The sequence below is a fragment of the Lysobacter sp. H21R4 genome (assembly GCF_015277535.1).
In the GTDB taxonomy this organism is placed as follows: Bacteria; Pseudomonadota; Gammaproteobacteria; order Xanthomonadales; family Xanthomonadaceae; genus Novilysobacter; species Novilysobacter ciconiae.
Map to the genome: position 1 here is coordinate 1915525 of NZ_CP063772.1, position 15571 is coordinate 1931095.

General features: G+C 68.3%; 14 protein-coding genes. 5 read left to right on the forward strand and 9 right to left on the reverse strand.

The features are described 5' to 3' along the window. Positions 1-30: 30 nt before the first annotated feature. The gene (murJ, locus tag INQ40_RS08685) at positions 31-1575 is read right to left on the reverse strand and encodes a murein biosynthesis integral membrane protein MurJ (RefSeq protein ID WP_194340127.1); all 1545 of its coding nucleotides are present in this window, start codon (positions 1573-1575) and stop codon (positions 31-33) included. A 106-nt stretch (positions 1576-1681) separates the two neighbouring features. On the opposite strand from murJ, the gene rpsT reads away from it, so the two are divergent. Then, positions 1682-1951 (forward strand): 30S ribosomal protein S20, encoded by a 270-nt coding sequence (rpsT, locus tag INQ40_RS08690; RefSeq protein WP_043957476.1) that lies wholly within the window; start codon positions 1682-1684, stop codon positions 1949-1951. Between the two features lie 163 nt (positions 1952-2114). On the opposite strand, the gene cgtA is transcribed toward rpsT, so the two are convergent. The 3 genes from cgtA to rplU form a co-directional block, all read right to left on the reverse strand. Further along, complete coding sequence (gene cgtA, locus INQ40_RS08695) at positions 2115-3218, reverse strand: Obg family GTPase CgtA (protein WP_194340128.1); 1104 nt, start codon at positions 3216-3218, stop codon at positions 2115-2117. 126 nt (positions 3219-3344) lie between these two features. Next, positions 3345-3602 carry a 50S ribosomal protein L27 gene (gene rpmA / locus INQ40_RS08700; protein ID WP_193983808.1) on the reverse strand — a complete coding sequence of 86 codons (258 nt, stop codon included), beginning with the start codon at positions 3600-3602 and terminating at the stop codon, positions 3345-3347. A gap of 12 nt (positions 3603-3614) precedes the next feature. Further along, positions 3615-3935, reverse strand: a complete 321-nt coding sequence (gene rplU, locus INQ40_RS08705) for a 50S ribosomal protein L21 (protein WP_043957504.1) — start codon at positions 3933-3935, stop codon at positions 3615-3617. Positions 3936-4172: 237 nt separating this feature from the next. Here rplU and uvrA point away from each other — a divergent pair, with 237 nt between their 5' ends. Together uvrA and INQ40_RS13075 are read left to right on the forward strand one after the other, a co-directional pair. Then, on the forward strand, positions 4173-7118 hold the full coding sequence (uvrA, locus tag INQ40_RS08710; RefSeq protein WP_194340129.1) for an excinuclease ABC subunit UvrA: 2946 nt from the start codon (positions 4173-4175) through the stop codon (positions 7116-7118). A 275-nt stretch (positions 7119-7393) separates the two neighbouring features. Further along, entirely contained in the window at positions 7394-7768 is a 375-nt protein-coding gene (locus INQ40_RS13075; RefSeq protein WP_193987304.1) for a thioesterase family protein, read from the forward strand. Here INQ40_RS13075 and INQ40_RS08720 read toward each other — a convergent pair. The 5 genes from INQ40_RS08720 to INQ40_RS08740 form a co-directional block, all read right to left on the reverse strand. After that, complete coding sequence (locus INQ40_RS08720) at positions 7760-8869, reverse strand: ABC transporter permease (protein WP_194340131.1); 1110 nt, start codon at positions 8867-8869, stop codon at positions 7760-7762. The two genes, INQ40_RS13075 and INQ40_RS08720, sit on opposite strands and share 9 nt — an antisense overlap. After that, a complete protein-coding gene (locus tag INQ40_RS08725) occupies positions 8866-10026 on the reverse strand; it encodes an ABC transporter permease (RefSeq protein WP_194340132.1) in 1161 nt (386 codons plus the stop codon). Before INQ40_RS08725 ends, INQ40_RS08720 begins: the two co-directional genes overlap by 4 nt. 26 nt (positions 10027-10052) lie before the next feature. Next, complete coding sequence (locus INQ40_RS08730; protein WP_194340133.1) at positions 10053-11078, reverse strand: efflux RND transporter periplasmic adaptor subunit; 1026 nt, start codon at positions 11076-11078, stop codon at positions 10053-10055. Further along, the gene (locus INQ40_RS08735) at positions 11075-12496 is read right to left on the reverse strand and encodes a TolC family protein (RefSeq protein WP_194340134.1); all 1422 of its coding nucleotides are present in this window, start codon (positions 12494-12496) and stop codon (positions 11075-11077) included. Before INQ40_RS08735 ends, INQ40_RS08730 begins: the two co-directional genes overlap by 4 nt. Before the next feature lie 79 nt (positions 12497-12575). Beyond that, positions 12576-13025: a copper chaperone PCu(A)C gene (locus tag INQ40_RS08740; RefSeq protein ID WP_194340135.1), complete on the reverse strand. Its 450-nt coding sequence runs from the start codon at positions 13023-13025 to the stop codon at positions 12576-12578. A gap of 38 nt (positions 13026-13063) precedes the next feature. On the opposite strand from INQ40_RS08740, the gene INQ40_RS08745 reads away from it, so the two are divergent. Both INQ40_RS08745 and INQ40_RS08750 read left to right on the forward strand, forming a co-directional pair. After that, positions 13064-14629, forward strand: a complete 1566-nt coding sequence (locus INQ40_RS08745; RefSeq protein ID WP_194340136.1) for a DUF4139 domain-containing protein — start codon at positions 13064-13066, stop codon at positions 14627-14629. Next, on the forward strand, positions 14626-15405 hold the full coding sequence (locus tag INQ40_RS08750; RefSeq protein ID WP_194340137.1) for an enoyl-CoA hydratase/isomerase family protein: 780 nt from the start codon (positions 14626-14628) through the stop codon (positions 15403-15405). Before INQ40_RS08745 ends, INQ40_RS08750 begins: the two co-directional genes overlap by 4 nt. Positions 15406-15571: the final 166 nt, after the last annotated feature.

Consider the following 15571-nt stretch of genomic DNA (forward strand, 5'->3'; position numbering starts at 1 on the left):
TGCCGGGCGGCTCGTGCCGGTTTGCACCCGCTACTGCCGCAGGTGGCGCGGGCGCAGGCCGGCGATCAGCAGCACCGCCCCGTAGGCCGCGCCGCCTGCGGCGATCACGCCCAGCAGGCAGGCCCAGCGCAGCCAGCCGGCCATCGCGGACCAGTCGCCGACCCAGCCGCGCAGCACCAACACCGTGACCGCCATCGCCACCAGCCCCAGGCCGATGCGGGTCAGCCAGCCGGGCCAGCCGGGCTGCACCTGGTAGATGCCGTCGCGCTTGAGGAAATGCCACAGCAGGGACGCATTGATGATGCCGGCGATGGCGGTCGCCCCGGCGATCCCGGCATGCGCGAAGGGCACCTCCAGCCACCACAGCGGGGTGACGATCAACACCGTCAGCAGCACGTTGGCGACCACGGTGATGATCGCCGCGCGCATCGGGGTCTTGGTGTCCTGGCGCGAATAGAACGCCGGCAGCAGCACCTTGCTCAGCATGAAGGCCGGGATGCCGACGCTCATCGCGGTCAGCGCGTAGCCGACCATGCGGGTGTCCTCGGGCGTGAACCGGCCGTAGCGGAACAGCGAGGCGGTCAACGGTTCGGCCAGCAGCGCGAGGCCCAGCGCGGCCGGCAGGCCGACCAGCAGGACCATGCGCAGGCCCCAGTCGAGCGAGCGCGAATAGCCGTCGCCATCGCCGTCGGCGTGCATGCGCGACAGCTGCGGCAGGATCACCGTGCCGATGGCCACGCCGAACAGCCCCAGCGGCAGCTCGGTCAGGCGGTCGGAGTAATACAGCCACGACTGCGCGGCCGGCACCAGCAGCGACGCGAACACCGTTCCCACCAGCAGGTTCACCTGCGAGACCGAGGACGAGAAGATCGTCGGCAGCATCAGGGTCATCACCCGGCGCACGCCCTTGTGCCGAAGGTTGAACTTGAAGCGGGTGCGCAGGCCCAGGCGCGACATCGCCGGCCACAGCACCAGCATCTGCAGGATCCCGGCCAGCAGCACACCCCAGGCCAGCGCCTTCTCCGGCACCTGCAGGTAGCCGGCCAGGAACAGCATCGCGCCGATCATCGCCAGGTTGTGCAGCACCGGGGTCAGTGCCGGAAGGCCGAACTGCTTGAAACTGTTGAGCACCGAGCCGGCCAGGGCGGTCATCGAGATGAATACCAAGTACGGGAAGGTGATCCGCAGCATCTGCGCGGTCAGCGGCACCAGGTCGGACTCGGACTGGTCGGCGAAGGCCAGGAACAGCCGCGCGACCCAGGGCGCGGCGAGGATGCCCAGCCCGCTGACCACGACCACCACCGCCAGCAGCGCGCCGGCGACGTGGTCGAGGAAATCCTGCAGGGCCTCGTCGTCGCCTTTTTGCTTGAGCTCCGACAGCAATGGCACGAAGGCCGAGGAGAACGAGCCCTCGGCGAAGATCCGGCGCAGGTAGTTGGGAATCCGGTAGGCGACGACGAAGGCACTGACCGCGGGGCCGGCCCCGAACAGGCTGGCTTGGAGCCAGTCACGCAGGTAGCCGGCGATGCGCGAGATGAAGGTCATCACGCTGAACACCGCCGTGGAACGCAACATCCCGCCCTGCTTGACCAAACCCGCCGATCCCCGCATACTTTCCGGTCTGATTTTACGCCGTACCATATTCTCTTCTTCCAGCACCAACAATTTTCAGGAATACGCCGTGGCAAACATTAAGTCCGCCAAGAAGCGCGCCAAGCAGACCGTCGTGCGCAATGCCCGCAACGCGAGCCAGCGCTCGATGCTGCGCACCTCCGTCAAGAAGGTGCTCAAGGCCCTTGGCGAAAATGACGCCGAGAGCGCCGAGGCCGCCTTCAAGGTTGCCCAGCCGATCCTCGACCGTTTCAGCTCGCGTGGCCTGATCCACAAGAACAAGGCAGCCCGTCACAAGGCCCGTCTGAACGCCCGCATCAAGGCGCTGAAGGCCGCCTGATCCGCGCGCCGCGCGCCGGCCAACGCCGGCCGCTGCGGCAAACGCGACATCGGTGGTAACAGGAAAAACCCGGCTCAAGCCGGGTTTTTTCGTGGGTGCGGAAGTCATGCGATGCGCGTCGAGCCGTGTCGTGTCAAACACCGGCTCCGCCATCGGGGTGCTCTCAGCCTTGTTCGGCATCGCGGCGTGCGGCGTCGGCGTCCGCCCGGGCCTGGGCTGCGGCCTCGCTGGCCGCTTCCTGCGCGTCGGCCTTCTGGCGGTCGAAGAACGCCATGATCTCCAGCATGATCGGCCAGGTACCCTCGCGGCCGATCGCCGAGGCCAGGAACCAGCGGTCCTGCCAGCCCAGCTCGTCGACGATGTCCTGCACCATTTGCTCGCGCTCGTCCTCGGGCAGCAGGTCGGACTTGTTGAATACCAGCCAGCGGGGCTTGGCCAGCAACTCGGGGTCGTGTTTCTCCAGCTCCCGCTCGATCGCGCGCACCTGGTCGGCCGGGCTCATCTCCACCCCACCCTCCATCGGCGCCACGTCGACCAGGTGCAGCAGCAGCCGCGTGCGCTGCAGGTGGCGCAGGAACTGCGCGCCAAGGCCGGCGCCGTCGGCCGCGCCCTCGATCAGGCCGGGGATGTCGGCGATCACGAAGCTGCGGTATTTCTCGACGCTCACCACGCCCAGGTTCGGATACAGCGTGGTGAACGGGTAGTCGGCCACCTTGGGGGTCGCGGCCGAGACGGCGCGGATCAGGGTGCTCTTGCCGGCGTTGGGGAAGCCCAGCAGGCCGACATCGGCCAGCAGCTTGAGCTCCAGCTTCAGCTCGCGCTCCTCGCCGGGCAGGCCGGGCAGCGCCTTGCGCGGCGCACGGTTGACCGAGGTCTTGAAGTGCATGTTGCCCAGGCCGCCCTTGCCGCCCTGGGCGACCAGCAGGCGCTCGCCATGGGTGATCATGTCGCCGATCACCTCGTCGGTTTCCACGTTCACCACCACGGTGCCGACGGGCACGGTGATGACCGTGTCCTCGCCGCCCTTGCCGTACATCTGCCGGCCGCGGCCGTCTTCGCCGCGCTGGGCGCGGAAGCGGCGCTGGTGGCGGAAATCCACCAGGGTGTTGAGGTTCTCGTCGGCTTCCAGCCAGACGCTGCCGCCTGCCCCGCCGTCGCCGCCGTCCGGCCCGCCCAGCGGGATGTACTTCTCACGGCGGAACCCGACGCAGCCGTTGCCGCCGTTGCCTGCTGAGACCTGGATTTCGGCTTCGTCGACCAGCTTCATGGAAAACCTCGATAAATGGATGCGTGTGCTGCGCGGACGTATTGTGCCCGGGAAACGAAAAGCCCCGCCGGAGCGGGGCCTTCGCAGCACGCTTGCCGGACCAGGCCTGAGCCCGGTCCGCAGCGGTCAAGCGCTGACGACGCTGACGGTGCGGCGCTTCTTCAGGCCCTTGGTCGAGAACTCGACCTTGCCATCGACCAGCGCGAACAGCGTGTGGTCACGACCCAGGCCCACGCCCGGACCCGGATGGAACTGGGTGCCGCGCTGGCGCACGATGATGTTGCCGGCGTCGATCGCCTGGCCACCGTAGATCTTCACGCCGAGGTATTTCGGGTTGGAGTCGCGACCGTTGCGGGTCGAGCCTCCGGACTTTTTATGTGCCATGGCTGCTGCTCCTTACTTCTTGTCGCCACCGGCAATGCCGGTGATCTCGATTTCGGTGTAGTGCTGACGGTGACCCATCTGCTTGCGGTGGTGCTTGCGGCGACGGAACTTGATGATGCGGATCTTGTCCGCACGTCCGTGGCCGACCACCTTGGCACTGACCGTGGCACCCTTGAGTTCGTCGCCGAGCTTCACGCCCTCGCCGTCGCCCAGCATCAGGATGTTGTCGAACTTGATCTCGCTGCCGGCTTCGGCTTCGAGCAGTTCAACGCGCAGGGTCTCGCCCTGCATGACGCGGTATTGCTTACCGCCGGTGACTACCACTGCGTACATGACCATATTCCTCTGTAGTTATTTTTGGTCGCTGCCGCGCCGTCGAGGGCGGACAGAAGCGGAATTGTAATGGGTTCATGGGCTTGGGACAAGCACGCGGGTCCCTTCGCGACGCCGAGGACCCGCAAACCTTCCATTTGCGCCAATTGCCCCCATTTCCTCCACTCAATAAGCTTATCTGTTCGCTTCCGCGCGCTCTTCGCGCGAGCTTCTCCCCCTACCCCACAGGCTTCCTCGATGGCGATGGAATTCATCAGCATCCGCGGTGCGCGGACGCACAACCTCAAGAACATCGATCTCGACATCCCGCGCGACAAGCTGATCGTGATCACCGGCCTGTCCGGCTCGGGCAAGTCGTCGCTGGCGTTCGACACGATCTACGCCGAGGGCCAGCGCCGCTACGTGGAGTCGCTGTCGGCCTACGCGCGGCAGTTCCTGTCGGTGATGGAAAAGCCCGACCTGGATCATATCGAAGGCCTGAGCCCGGCGATCTCGATCGAGCAGAAATCCACCTCACACAACCCGCGCTCCACCGTCGGCACGATCACCGAGATCTACGACTACCTGCGCCTGCTGTACGCCCGCGTGGGCACGCCGCGCTGCCCCGACCACGGCTACCCGCTGGAGGCGCAGACGGTCAGCCAGATGGTCGACCACGTCATTGCGCTGGCCGACAACCCGGCGAGCGCCGAGCAGCGCTACATGCTGCTGGCGCCGGTGATCCGCGAGCGCAAGGGCGAGCATGCACAGGTGTTCGACCAGCTGCGCGCGCAGGGCTACGTGCGCGTGCGCGTCGATGGCGAGCTGCACGAGATCGACGCGGTGCCGCCGCTGGCGCTGCGCTCCAAGCACACCATCGAGGCGGTGATCGACCGCTTCCGTCCGCGCGAGGACCTCAAGCAGCGCCTGGCCGAGTCGTTCGAAACCGCGCTCAAGCTCGGCGACGGCATGGCCCAGGTCGTGTCGCTGGACGATGCTTCTGCCTCCCCGATGCTGTTCTCCTCCAAGTACAGCTGCCCGGTCTGTGACTATTCGCTGCAGGAGCTGGAGCCGCGCCTGTTCTCGTTCAACTCGCCGGTCGGCGCCTGCCCGACCTGCGATGGCCTGGGCATGGCCGAGTACTTCGATCCCGCGCGCGTGGTCGTGCATCCCGAACTGGGCCTGGCAGCCGGCGCGGTACGTGGCTGGGACCGGCGCAACGCGTACTACTTCCAGCTGATCCAGTCGCTGTCCAAGCACTACGGCTTCGACGTCAACACGCCCTGGAACCTGTTGCCCGAGGACATCCGCCAGGCGGTGCTGTTTGGCAGCGGAACCGAGCAGATCGCCTTCACCTACCTCACCGAGGGCGGCACGCGGCACCAGCGCAAGCACCGCTTCGAAGGCATCGTTCCCAACCTGGAGCGGCGCTACAAGGAGACCGAATCGGCCGCGGTACGCGACGAGCTGAGCAAGTACATCAGCGAGCGGTCCTGCGTGGACTGCGGCGGCCAGCGCCTGAACCGCGCGGCGCGCAACGTGTTCGTCGGCGACCATCCGTTGCCGGACATCGTCGTGCTGCCGATCGACGAGACGCTGACGTTCTTCAAGCAGCTGCACCTGGCCGGCTGGCGCGGCGAGATCGCCGAGCGCATCGTCAAGGAAATCAGTGACCGCCTGCGCTTCCTGGTCGATGTCGGCCTGGATTACCTGACCCTGGAGCGCAAGGCCGACTCGCTGTCCGGTGGCGAGGCACAGCGCATCCGCCTGGCCTCGCAGATCGGCGCCGGGCTGGTCGGCGTGATGTACGTGCTCGATGAGCCGTCCATCGGCCTGCACCAGCGCGACAACGAACGCCTGCTGGGCACCCTCACCCGCCTGCGCGACCTCGGCAACACGGTGATCGTGGTCGAGCACGACGAGGACGCGATCCGCCTGGCCGACCACATCATCGACATCGGCCCGCGCGCCGGCGTGCACGGCGGCGAAGTGGTCGCGCAAGGTTCCTACGAGGACATCCTGGCCGCGCCGCGCTCGCTGACCGGCGACTACCTGAGCGGCCGCAAGCGCATCGAGGTGCCGGCCAAGCGGCACAAGCCCAATCCCGAGCAGATCCTGCACCTGCGCGGCGCCACCGGGAACAACCTCAAGGACGTCGACCTGGCGATTCCGGCCGGCCTGCTGACCTGCATCACCGGCGTGTCCGGATCGGGCAAGTCCACGCTCATCAACGCCACCCTGTACGAGCTGGCCGCCAACGAACTCAACGGCGCGGCGCGTGCGGTCGCGCCGTTCCGCTCGGTGGAGGGCATGGACCTGTTCGACAAGGTGGTGGAGATCAACCAGTCGCCGATCGGCCGCACCCCGCGCAGCAATCCGGCCACCTACACCGGGCTGTTCACCCCGCTGCGCGAACTGTTCGCCCAGGTGCCCGAGTCGCGCGCGCGCGGCTACGCGCCGGGACGTTTCAGCTTCAACGTGCGCGGCGGCCGCTGCGAGGCCTGCCAGGGCGACGGCCTGATCAAGGTCGAGATGCACTTCCTGCCCGATGTGTACGTGCCCTGCGACGTCTGCGGCGGCAAGCGCTACAACCGCGAGACGCTGCAGATCCTCTACAAGGGCTACAGCATCAGCGACGTGCTGGACATGACCGTGGAGGACGCGCTGGAGCTGTTTGACGCGATTCCGTCGATCTCGCGCAAGCTGGAGACCTTGGTCGACGTCGGCCTGAGCTACGTCAAGCTGGGCCAGTCGGCGACCACGCTGTCGGGCGGCGAGGCGCAGCGGGTCAAGCTGTCCAAGGAGCTGTCGCGCCGCGATACCGGGCGCACGCTGTACATCCTGGACGAGCCGACCACCGGCCTGCACTTCCACGACATCGAGGCATTGCTGGCAGTGCTGCATCGCCTGCGCGACGACGGCAACACGGTGGTGGTGATCGAACACAACCTGGACGTGATCAAGACCGCGGACTGGATCGTCGACCTGGGGCCCGAAGGCGGGCACCGTGGGGGTAACATCCTTGCCAGTGGCACGCCGGAGCACATCGCCGGGCTGAAGCACTCGCACACCGGGCATTTCCTCGCCCCGGTGCTGGCCCGCGCGACGACCGCTGATGAAGCCCGGAAATCCGACACCGACGACGCCACGCCCCGCGCGAGCAAGACGCCGCGCAAGACTGCCAGGAAGACAAGCAACGCATGAGCGACAAGTCCCCACCCGCGAATCCGGGCAAGCCCGGCGCCAAACCGCGCGCAGCGGCGTCGAAGAAGACGCCGTCCAAAAAGGCTGCGACCAACAAGGCACCGGCGGAACAGCCCGCGGTGAAGAAGGCCGCCGCGCGCAAGACGACCGCGAAGAAGACCGCGGCAGGACAGCGCCCTGCCGAGCAGCAAGGCGCGGCGGAGTCGGCGAAGCCGCTCCCATCAGCGCAGAACGATTCGGGCGCCGCTCCCAGCGCGGATCTGATCCGGGTGCCGATGGCGGTACGCTGGCGTGACCTGGACGCGTTCAACCACGTCAACAACTCCAAGTACCTCAGCTACCTGGAAGAGGCGCGGCTGCACTGGATGATGGGCGTGCCCGGCCAGGGCATGGACGACCACGTGGCGCCGGTCGTGGCCGCCGCCCAGCTCAACTACCGTCGGCCGATCACCTGGCCGGCCGAGGTGGTGGTCGAACTGTTCGTTGAGCGGCTGGGCAACACCAGCCTCAGCATTGGCCACCGCATCGTCGACGACGAGGACCGCTCGATCGTCTACTGCGACGGCAACGTGGTCATGGTGTGGATCGATCGCGACAGCGGCCGTGCGGCCGAGCTGCCGCACAAGGTCCGGGAAGCCTGCTCACGCTGAGCGGCGCGGCCGGTAACGCCACGCAGCCAGGGCGGCGTAGAGCAGCGCCAGCAGCGCGAGGTTGGCCAGCTCCCCGGATACCTCCGCCAGGCTCGCGCCCATCTGGTTGACCTTGACCAGCGCGTTGATCCCCGGCGTGCTGGGCAGCCATTGGGCGATGCGCATCAGCAGCCGTGGCGTGGCCTCCACCGGCCACGACAGGTTGGACAGGAAGAACAGCGGCAGCGAGGTGACGGTGATCAGCTGGAAGGCGCGCTCGCGGGTGCGGAAGAAGCTGCCGAAAAACATCGCAAAGCCGACCACCGCGGCGATGAACAAGGCCCCGGCCAGCAACACGCCCGCCAGGTTGCCGCCGCGGGGGTAATCCTGGAACCAGTACACGAAGCCGCTGAAGTACAGCAGGCTGAGCATCCCCGTCATCGCGAAGGCGGCGGCAATGCCGGCCAGGCCCGGTCGCGAGAGCCGCAGCTGCCCATGGCGCTCGCGCCGGGTCGCCGCCATCACCGCCACGCCGATCAGCAGGGTCTGTTGCACGATCAGCGCCGCGACGCCGGGCACGATGCTGCTGCCATACCCTTCGGCGGTATTGAACAGCGGCCGCTCGATCACCTGCAGCGGCGGTCCCGCCGGCACCCCGGCAAATTGCGCCTGGCTGATCGCCACCTCCTGTCCGAAGGCGGTGATTGCCGTCGCCGCGCCCTGCAGCACCAGGCTCGCCCGTCCCAGCAGGGTGCCGTTGCCGAACAGCGCCAGCCGGCCCTGACCGCCGCGCAGGATGTCGCGCTGGAAATCCGCCGGCACCAACAGAATCGCTTCGGCATCGCCACGCTCCACCATGGTGCGCGCATCATCCATTGATCCCAACACGCCGAGGACGTGGACCGCGCGCACCGCATCGAGCTTGCGCAGCAGGTCGCGACTCAACGGACTGCGGTCCTGGTCGACCACGACCAGCGGCAGGTCAACGGCCACCTGGTGGCGATACGCGGCCGGGTAGAAGAACGAATACAGCAGGATCGCGCCGACCAGCGTCAGCATCGCCACGCGGTCGCCGGCAATCGCGCGCAGGGTCTCGCCGAAGGCGAACGCGAACCGGTTCATCGCCGCCCCCACGCTGCCGGGTCGCGCGAGGCCCGACCCAGCAGGACCATGCCCACGGCGCCGGGAATCACCACGAACAGCAGCAAGGCGCCCAGCGGCCACGCCGAAACCGCCAGCGAGGAGCCCATGTCGAGTTGTTGCGCCTGCAGCTTGAGGTAGGCGGTGAAAGGCAGCAGCGCGCTCCACAGCCGGGTGAACCAGGACGCCCCCTGCAACGGGAACGTCGCCGCCGAGAATGCCAGCGAAGTGCCCGCATACAGCCCCGCCATCGACAACGCCGAGGCCATGTTGCGGGTGGCCGCGACCAGCAGCAGCGCGATCGCCGCGTAAGCCAGATACATCAGCGCCTGCCCCAGCACCAACAAGCCGAAACCGTCGGCCAGGCCGCCGCCGCGCAGCACCGCCAGCCAAACCAGGCTGGCCGCGCCGTAGGCGGTGAACAACAGGAAATACGGCGCCATCTTGCCGAGCACCGCCGGCACCAGGCGGTCATGGCTTTCGCGCAGCCAGGCCTGGATGGTCGCGTCGCGCAGTTCGCGCCCGAATGCCCCCACCATCGCCACGCACAGCGCGAGATGCAGGATGGCCGGGAACAGCAGGGCCAGCAGGAACTGCTCGTAGCTGCGACTAGGGTTGAACAGCACGCTGGTCTGCACTGAGACGGGGGCGGCGCGGACGCTCGCCGGCCCGCGGGTCAGGGCGACCTCGGCCACCGCCAATTGCGCCGACACCGCCTGCACGGCGCTGTCGATGTCGCGCGCCGCCGCTTGGCCTGCCACCTGGTAACTGGCGTTGAAGTAGCTCAGAACCGTGCCACTGCCGTCGCGCTGGATGTCGCGCCCGGTCCCCGCCGGGATATGCACCACGGCATACACCTTCAGCGCGCGCGCCAGGGAAAACGCCTGCTCCAGCGACGCTGGCTGCTCGGACACCGTCAGCCCCGGCGATGCCTGCAGGTGGCGGACCAGCTCACGGCTGGTCGTGCTCCGATCCAGGTCGACCACGGCGACGGGCAGCTCGCGCGGCACTCCTCCGCTGAACAACCACGCCACGATGAAAAGCAGTACGCAAGGGATCCACGTGGCCAGCGCGAGATCCCAGGGACTTGCACGCAGGAAGCGGCATTCGCGGCGTGCCGATGCCAGCAGCGCCTGCATTGGCGTTGCGCGGTCCGCCGTCCCGGCTAATCCGCCGGTGGCCATGCGAACAGGACGCTCATGCCCGGACGGAAGCCGTCGACCTTCTGCGCCGGCCGTACCCGGACCTCGAAACTTTTCACGTCGTAGCCGCTGGACTGGCGGGTCGAACGCCAGGTTGCGAAGTCACCGGCGGGACTGATGAAGTAGACCTCGAACGGCACACCTTCCAGCCCCAGCGCGGGAATGTCGCCGCGCAGCTGCGTTCCCACCCGGATGCCGCCGAACTGGTCCTCGCGCAGGTTGAGCGAGACCCACATGCGGTCGATATCGACCAGGGCGAACACCGGGTATCCGGCCGGCACCAGTTCGCCGACGTCGACCAGGCGCTTGCCGACCTCACCGGCGATCGGCGCGCGCCCCTCGATCTCCAACTGGGCGGCGCCCACCTCGGCCACGGCGCCCTCGGCCTGGCGCACCTGCGCCTGCGCGGCCGCCTTGTCCTCGCCGCGCGCACCGGCAAGGGCCATGTCGTACTGCGCGCGTGCGGCGGCCTCCAGGGCATTGGAGCTGCGCTGCTGGGCCAGGGCCTCGTCACGCTTCTGCCGGGTCATCACGCCTTCGCGGTAGAGGTTATCGACCCGCCGATAGGTGGCGCGGGAGAGCTCGGCGCCGGCACTGGCGCGACGCCAGTTGGCCTCCGCCGCGCGGATGTCTTCCGAGCGCGCGCCCTCCTCGGCCTTGCCGGCCTGCGCGCGCGCCGCGTCCAGGACCGCGTCCGCCTGCGCCTGCTTGGCGGCGACCTCCGGACTGTCCAGCTCGAACAGCACCTGCCCCGCCTCGACCCGGTCGCCCTCGCGCACGAGCAGTTTCGACACCCGCGCACTGATTTTCGTCGATACGTTGATGCTGTCGGCGTCGGCCATGCCCTGCACCACATCGGCCGGCGCGCGGAAGGCCAGCCACAGCCCGGTCACGACCAGCGCGACGACCACCACGATGGCGCCAACGCCCAGCCAACGGCGCGGTCCACTTGGTGGTGTCCTCTTGTTGGCACTCGCGTTCTCGCTCATTGCTGCAGCACCTTGTCCGCCTTGCGGAAGTAGTCGTGGTAGTCCTCGAGCCGCCCGCTGATTTCCAGCAATCGCGCCAGCGCCACGTCGTAGTCGTAGGCTGCCTGCGCGCGCTCGACCATCGCGCCACCCAGCTGCAGGCGGGCATCGATCACGTCCAGCGAGGTCACCTGGCCTTCGCGGAACGACAGCTCCTGCAGGCGCAGGTTCTCACGCGACAGTTCGATGGCGCTGTCCAGCAACAGGTACTGCTGGCGCGCCGATTCCAGATCGTTGTAGGCCTTGCTGACGCCCGAGGTGATCTGGTTGCGCGCCTCGCGCAGTCCGGCCTCGGCGGCGAATTCCTGCTCGCGGGCGGCGGCAATCTGCGCCGGCCGGTTGCTGCCCGACAGGAAGGTGTATTTCACGCCAATGCCGAACGCCCAGTCGGGGTCGGTGATCATTGCGTCCTCGCGGTACAGGTCGTACTGGCCGAAGGCATACACCTGCGGCTTGAGCTTGGCCTGCTGCACCTTGACCCCTTCGCTGGCCTGATCGCCCAGCGCCTGCAGGCGACGGATCTGCGGGTGTTGCGCGAGCGCCTGCTGGCGATACGTCTCGATCGGGGCCGTCGGACTGCTGATCACGAACAAGGGGGTGGTCGGGGCGATGGGCCGGTCGCTGCGCAGCAGGTTGGCCAGCGATTCGCTGATCGTGTCCAGGTCGTTGATCGCGCGCTGGTAGTCACGCTCGGCCTGGTCCCGGGCGACCGTGGCCTGCAGGCGCTGGGCCTTGGTCGCGAAACCTTCGCGTTCGAGCTTTTCGGCATTCTCCACATGGCGCTGCAGCCCGTCGCGCACGTCGCGGCGCACGTCCAGCGCCTGCCGCGCCAGTTGCTGGCCGAAATAGCGCTGCACCAGTTGCAGCACCTGCGATTGCGACTCCAGGTCGCGTTCCGCCGAGGCCTGGCGGACGGCCGCCGCGGCGGCCGCCTGCGCGGCCGGGATCTGCCCGCCGCTGTAGATCGGCACCACGGTGCTCAGCACCGGACGCAGGCGCCAGTCGCGCTCACGGAACTGCAGCGGACTGGGAATGCCAAACGCCTCGGCGACCGGTGCCAGCGAGCCCAGCGGCAGGCTCAGGGTCTTCTGGAACTCCATCTGGCGCACGTCCACCGACACCTCGGGTACGCGCAGCGAGCGGGTGGCGCGGGCGAGGTCGAGCTTGCCGCGAACGCCGGCGTCGGCGGCGGCCAGCGCGTCGGATGACTGCTCCAGCGTGGTGCGGGCTTGCTCGAAGCTCAGTGCGATCGGTGGTGCGACCTGCACCCGCGAGGCCGACTCCTGCGCCCACGCCGGAGCGGACACGCTGATGACAAACAGGCAGGCCAGCACACGCGGCAATACGGGCGGATGGGGACGTTTCGACACCTGGCTCATCGCCGCCCTCTTCGTGGTGTGCACTGACGCCACTGCGCGGCGCCCAACCGGCGCGCGTCCGTCGCGTCGATGCCAGGTCCTATTTTCGGATCCTGAAATCGCCGGAAATCTTCCGTCCGTCATCCAGCTGCAGATCGATCCGGACCTGCTCACCCGCGACCGGCGTGGCCCTGGGTTTCATCAGCATCATATGCAGGCCACCGGGCTTGAGCGTGACGCTGTCGCCGGCAGGGATCACCAGACGCGGGATTGCGCGCATCCGCGCCATGCCATCGTCGAAACGCGTCTCGTGGATGGACACATCCTCAAAGCCCGGGCTGCTGCCCGACACCAGGGTCACCGCCGTGTCGCAGGCGTTGGTGATGGTGCCAAAGCCCGCCAAGACCGGGATGCCGGCGGGCGGCACGCGGATCCAGCCGTCGCTGACTTCCGGCAGGCATTCCACATCGGCCGCGGCGGCCACCGGCGAGGCCAGACTGAATGCGACGGCGACAAGGGAGCCCAGCAGGGAAACGCGGAGGGTGTTCATGCCCTTATGATACCGGCAGGTCGAGACTGGAGTCCGAGATGCGCCGAACGCTGCCCTTCCTTGCCGTTGCCGTTGCGCTCGCCGCGTGTTCCGGCAAGCCCGCATCCGACCCGGAGGCCCCGCCTCCCGCCGCCAAGCCCACGCCGCCGCCGGCAAGCACCGGCGCCAATCCGGAAAGCGGCAGCACGCGCCTGACCATCTACAGCGGCGACTACGAGTCGCTGTCCGGCGATACCCTCGCCCGCGTCGGCATGCCGGGATTCGCGCTGGTCGAACGCCCGCTGCATTACACCCTCCAGTCCGGCGTCAATTCCGTGTCGGCCAATGGCATGCCCCGCTCGATGGACGTCGAGGCCGCCCAGCTGCAGCCGCGCTCGGACGGGATCAGCTTGCTGTCGCAACGCTTCGTCGCCCCGCTGTCAGGCACCGATGAAGTGATCGCCCAGGTGATCGGGCAGCGGATCGTGGTCGAGCACACCGCCGGCACCGCCAAGCAGAGCGACAACGGCGTGCTGCTGGCCGCCAACGACGGCCTGACCCTGGCTCTGGGCGACGGCCGCATCAAGGTGATCCGCGATTACGACAACTTCAGCGTGGTCGATGGCAGCAAGCTGGTGCCGCAGCAGGCCGAGCTGCGCTGGACCGTGCAGGCCGACAAGGCCGGCGACGCCGACTTCCTGCTCAGCTACCCGATGGGCGGCATGGCCTGGCGCGCCGAGTACCGCGCCACGCTGGCCAACGCGGACGCCGACGCCAGGAACTGCACGCTGGCGCTGGACGGCGCCGCCCTGCTGGTCAACCGCGCCGGCGTGGGTTTCGGCAATGCCCGGATCACGCTGGTCGCCGGCGAACCCGCCCGCGCCCGCGCCCGTCCGGAGATGGCGATGAACAGCGCCTATGACGCGGCTGCCACGGCGGCGCCGAAGATGATGGAAATGCCGTCGGTGCGGCAGTCCGGCGAATACCACTCCTACGAGCTGCCCAATGCCATCACCGTCGCCAACGGTGTGGTCGAGCGGGTGCCGCTGTTCGCCCAGCTGCCCGCAGTCACCTGCGAGCGCGCGTACACGGTCGGCCAGCGCGGTGAGCCGTGGATTCCGCCGCGTCCGCTGATCGAGCCGGTCCAGCGCGGACAGACCGGCACCCTGCCGGTTACCGCCACGGTCGCGGTGACCAACTCCAAGGAGGCCGGCCTCGGCCAGCCGCTGCCGGCCGGTCGCGTTCGCGTGTTCGACGGCGAGGACTTCCTGGGCGAGTCGATGCTCGCGCATACCGCCCAGGGCGCCGACATCACCCTGGAAGTGGGCCGCCCGTTCGACCTGCGCGCCGAGCGCGAAGCCACCGACTTCCGTCTGGACCGCGCGGGCCGCACGATCACAGAGTCGTTCGCGATCACCCTGGGCAACGCCAAGGACAAGGACGCGACCATCCAGGTGCTGGAAAACCTGCCGCGCTGGAGCGACTGGCAGATCATCGAGTCCAGCGTGCCGGCGACAAAGAAGGGCGCCAACCAGGTGGAGTTCGACGTGCCGGTTCCGGCCAAGGGCGAGACCGTGTTGACCTACACCGTGCGCTACCGCTGGACCGAGGGCGACCGGCCGTGAGCCACGTCAAGGCCACTTTGCATGGCGACGTGGTCGAGTTGCAGCTGGCCCGCCCGCCGGTCAATGCGCTCGACCCGGCCCTGTGCCGGGAGCTGCACCACGCGGTGTCGTCGGCGATCAGCGAGGGTGCGCGCGGCATCGTGCTGGCCGGCGCGCCGCGGATCTTCTCCGCCGGCCTGGACGTTCCCTACCTGATGTCGCTGGGCGATGACCGCAAGGCCATCAGCGAGGCCTGGCAGGCGTTTTTCGGCGCCGCACGCGCGCTTGCCGCCAGCACCATCCCGGTGGTCGCGGCGATCACGGGCCACGCGCCGGCGGGCGGTTGCGTGTACGCATTGTGCTGCGATTACCGGATCATGGCGGCCGGCGATTTCCGCATTGGCCTGAACGAGACGCGGGTCGGCCTGGTTGCCCCGGAAGGGGTGCAGCGGCTGATGCGGCGCGTGGTTGGCGCGCACCGTGCCGAGCGCCTGCTGGTCGCCGGTGACATGGTCGACGCCGATGCCGCGCTGCGGTTCGGCCTGGTCGATGAACTGGTCGACATGGGTCCGGAGCACGACACTGCAGCCCTCGTCGCCCGCGCTCACGAGTGGCTGCAGGCGCTGCTGGCCCTGCCCCACGACGCCATGCGCCACACCCGCGAGATTGCCCGCGCCGAGGTGATCGAGGCCCTGCAGCCGGAACACATCGGCCTGGAGGTGTTCGTCGACGCCTGGTTCGAGCCGGGCACGCAGGACGCGCTGAAGGCGCTGGTGGCGCGGCTGGGCAAAAAATAGGTCTTCGGGTGGGCGGTACGTAACCGGGCACTGGGGGCAGGGGCGAATGCCCTTGGGTGCGAATGTCCCCCGGCACCGATGAAGCCGGTGCCTCCTCCTTTATTTCGCACCCAAGGGCATTCGCCCCCGCCGTTGTATGACGGTGGTTGTAGAAGCGAAAGCCCAG

Excerpts from the sequence above, each read along its gene's own strand:
- murJ (WP_194340127.1), bottom strand. The coding sequence starts at position 1,575 with ATGTTGCGTTCCACGGCGGTGTTCAGCGTGATGACCTTCATCTCGCGC.
- cgtA (WP_194340128.1), bottom strand. The coding sequence starts at position 3,218 with ATGAAGCTGGTCGACGAAGCCGAAATCCAGGTCTCAGCAGGCAACGGC.
- rpmA (WP_193983808.1), bottom strand. The coding sequence starts at position 3,602 with ATGGCACATAAAAAGTCCGGAGGCTCGACCCGCAACGGTCGCGACTCC.
- rplU (WP_043957504.1), bottom strand. The coding sequence starts at position 3,935 with ATGTACGCAGTGGTAGTCACCGGCGGTAAGCAATACCGCGTCATGCAG.
- uvrA (WP_194340129.1), top strand. The coding sequence starts at position 4,173 with ATGGCGATGGAATTCATCAGCATCCGCGGTGCGCGGACGCACAACCTC.
- INQ40_RS13075 (WP_193987304.1), top strand. The coding sequence starts at position 7,394 with ATGGCGGTACGCTGGCGTGACCTGGACGCGTTCAACCACGTCAACAAC.
- INQ40_RS08720 (WP_194340131.1), bottom strand. The coding sequence starts at position 8,869 with ATGAACCGGTTCGCGTTCGCCTTCGGCGAGACCCTGCGCGCGATTGCC.
- INQ40_RS08725 (WP_194340132.1), bottom strand. The coding sequence starts at position 10,026 with ATGCAGGCGCTGCTGGCATCGGCACGCCGCGAATGCCGCTTCCTGCGT.
- INQ40_RS08730 (WP_194340133.1), bottom strand. The coding sequence starts at position 11,078 with ATGAGCGAGAACGCGAGTGCCAACAAGAGGACACCACCAAGTGGACCG.
- INQ40_RS08735 (WP_194340134.1), bottom strand. The coding sequence starts at position 12,496 with ATGAGCCAGGTGTCGAAACGTCCCCATCCGCCCGTATTGCCGCGTGTG.
- INQ40_RS08740 (WP_194340135.1), bottom strand. The coding sequence starts at position 13,025 with ATGAACACCCTCCGCGTTTCCCTGCTGGGCTCCCTTGTCGCCGTCGCA.
- INQ40_RS08745 (WP_194340136.1), top strand. The coding sequence starts at position 13,064 with ATGCGCCGAACGCTGCCCTTCCTTGCCGTTGCCGTTGCGCTCGCCGCG.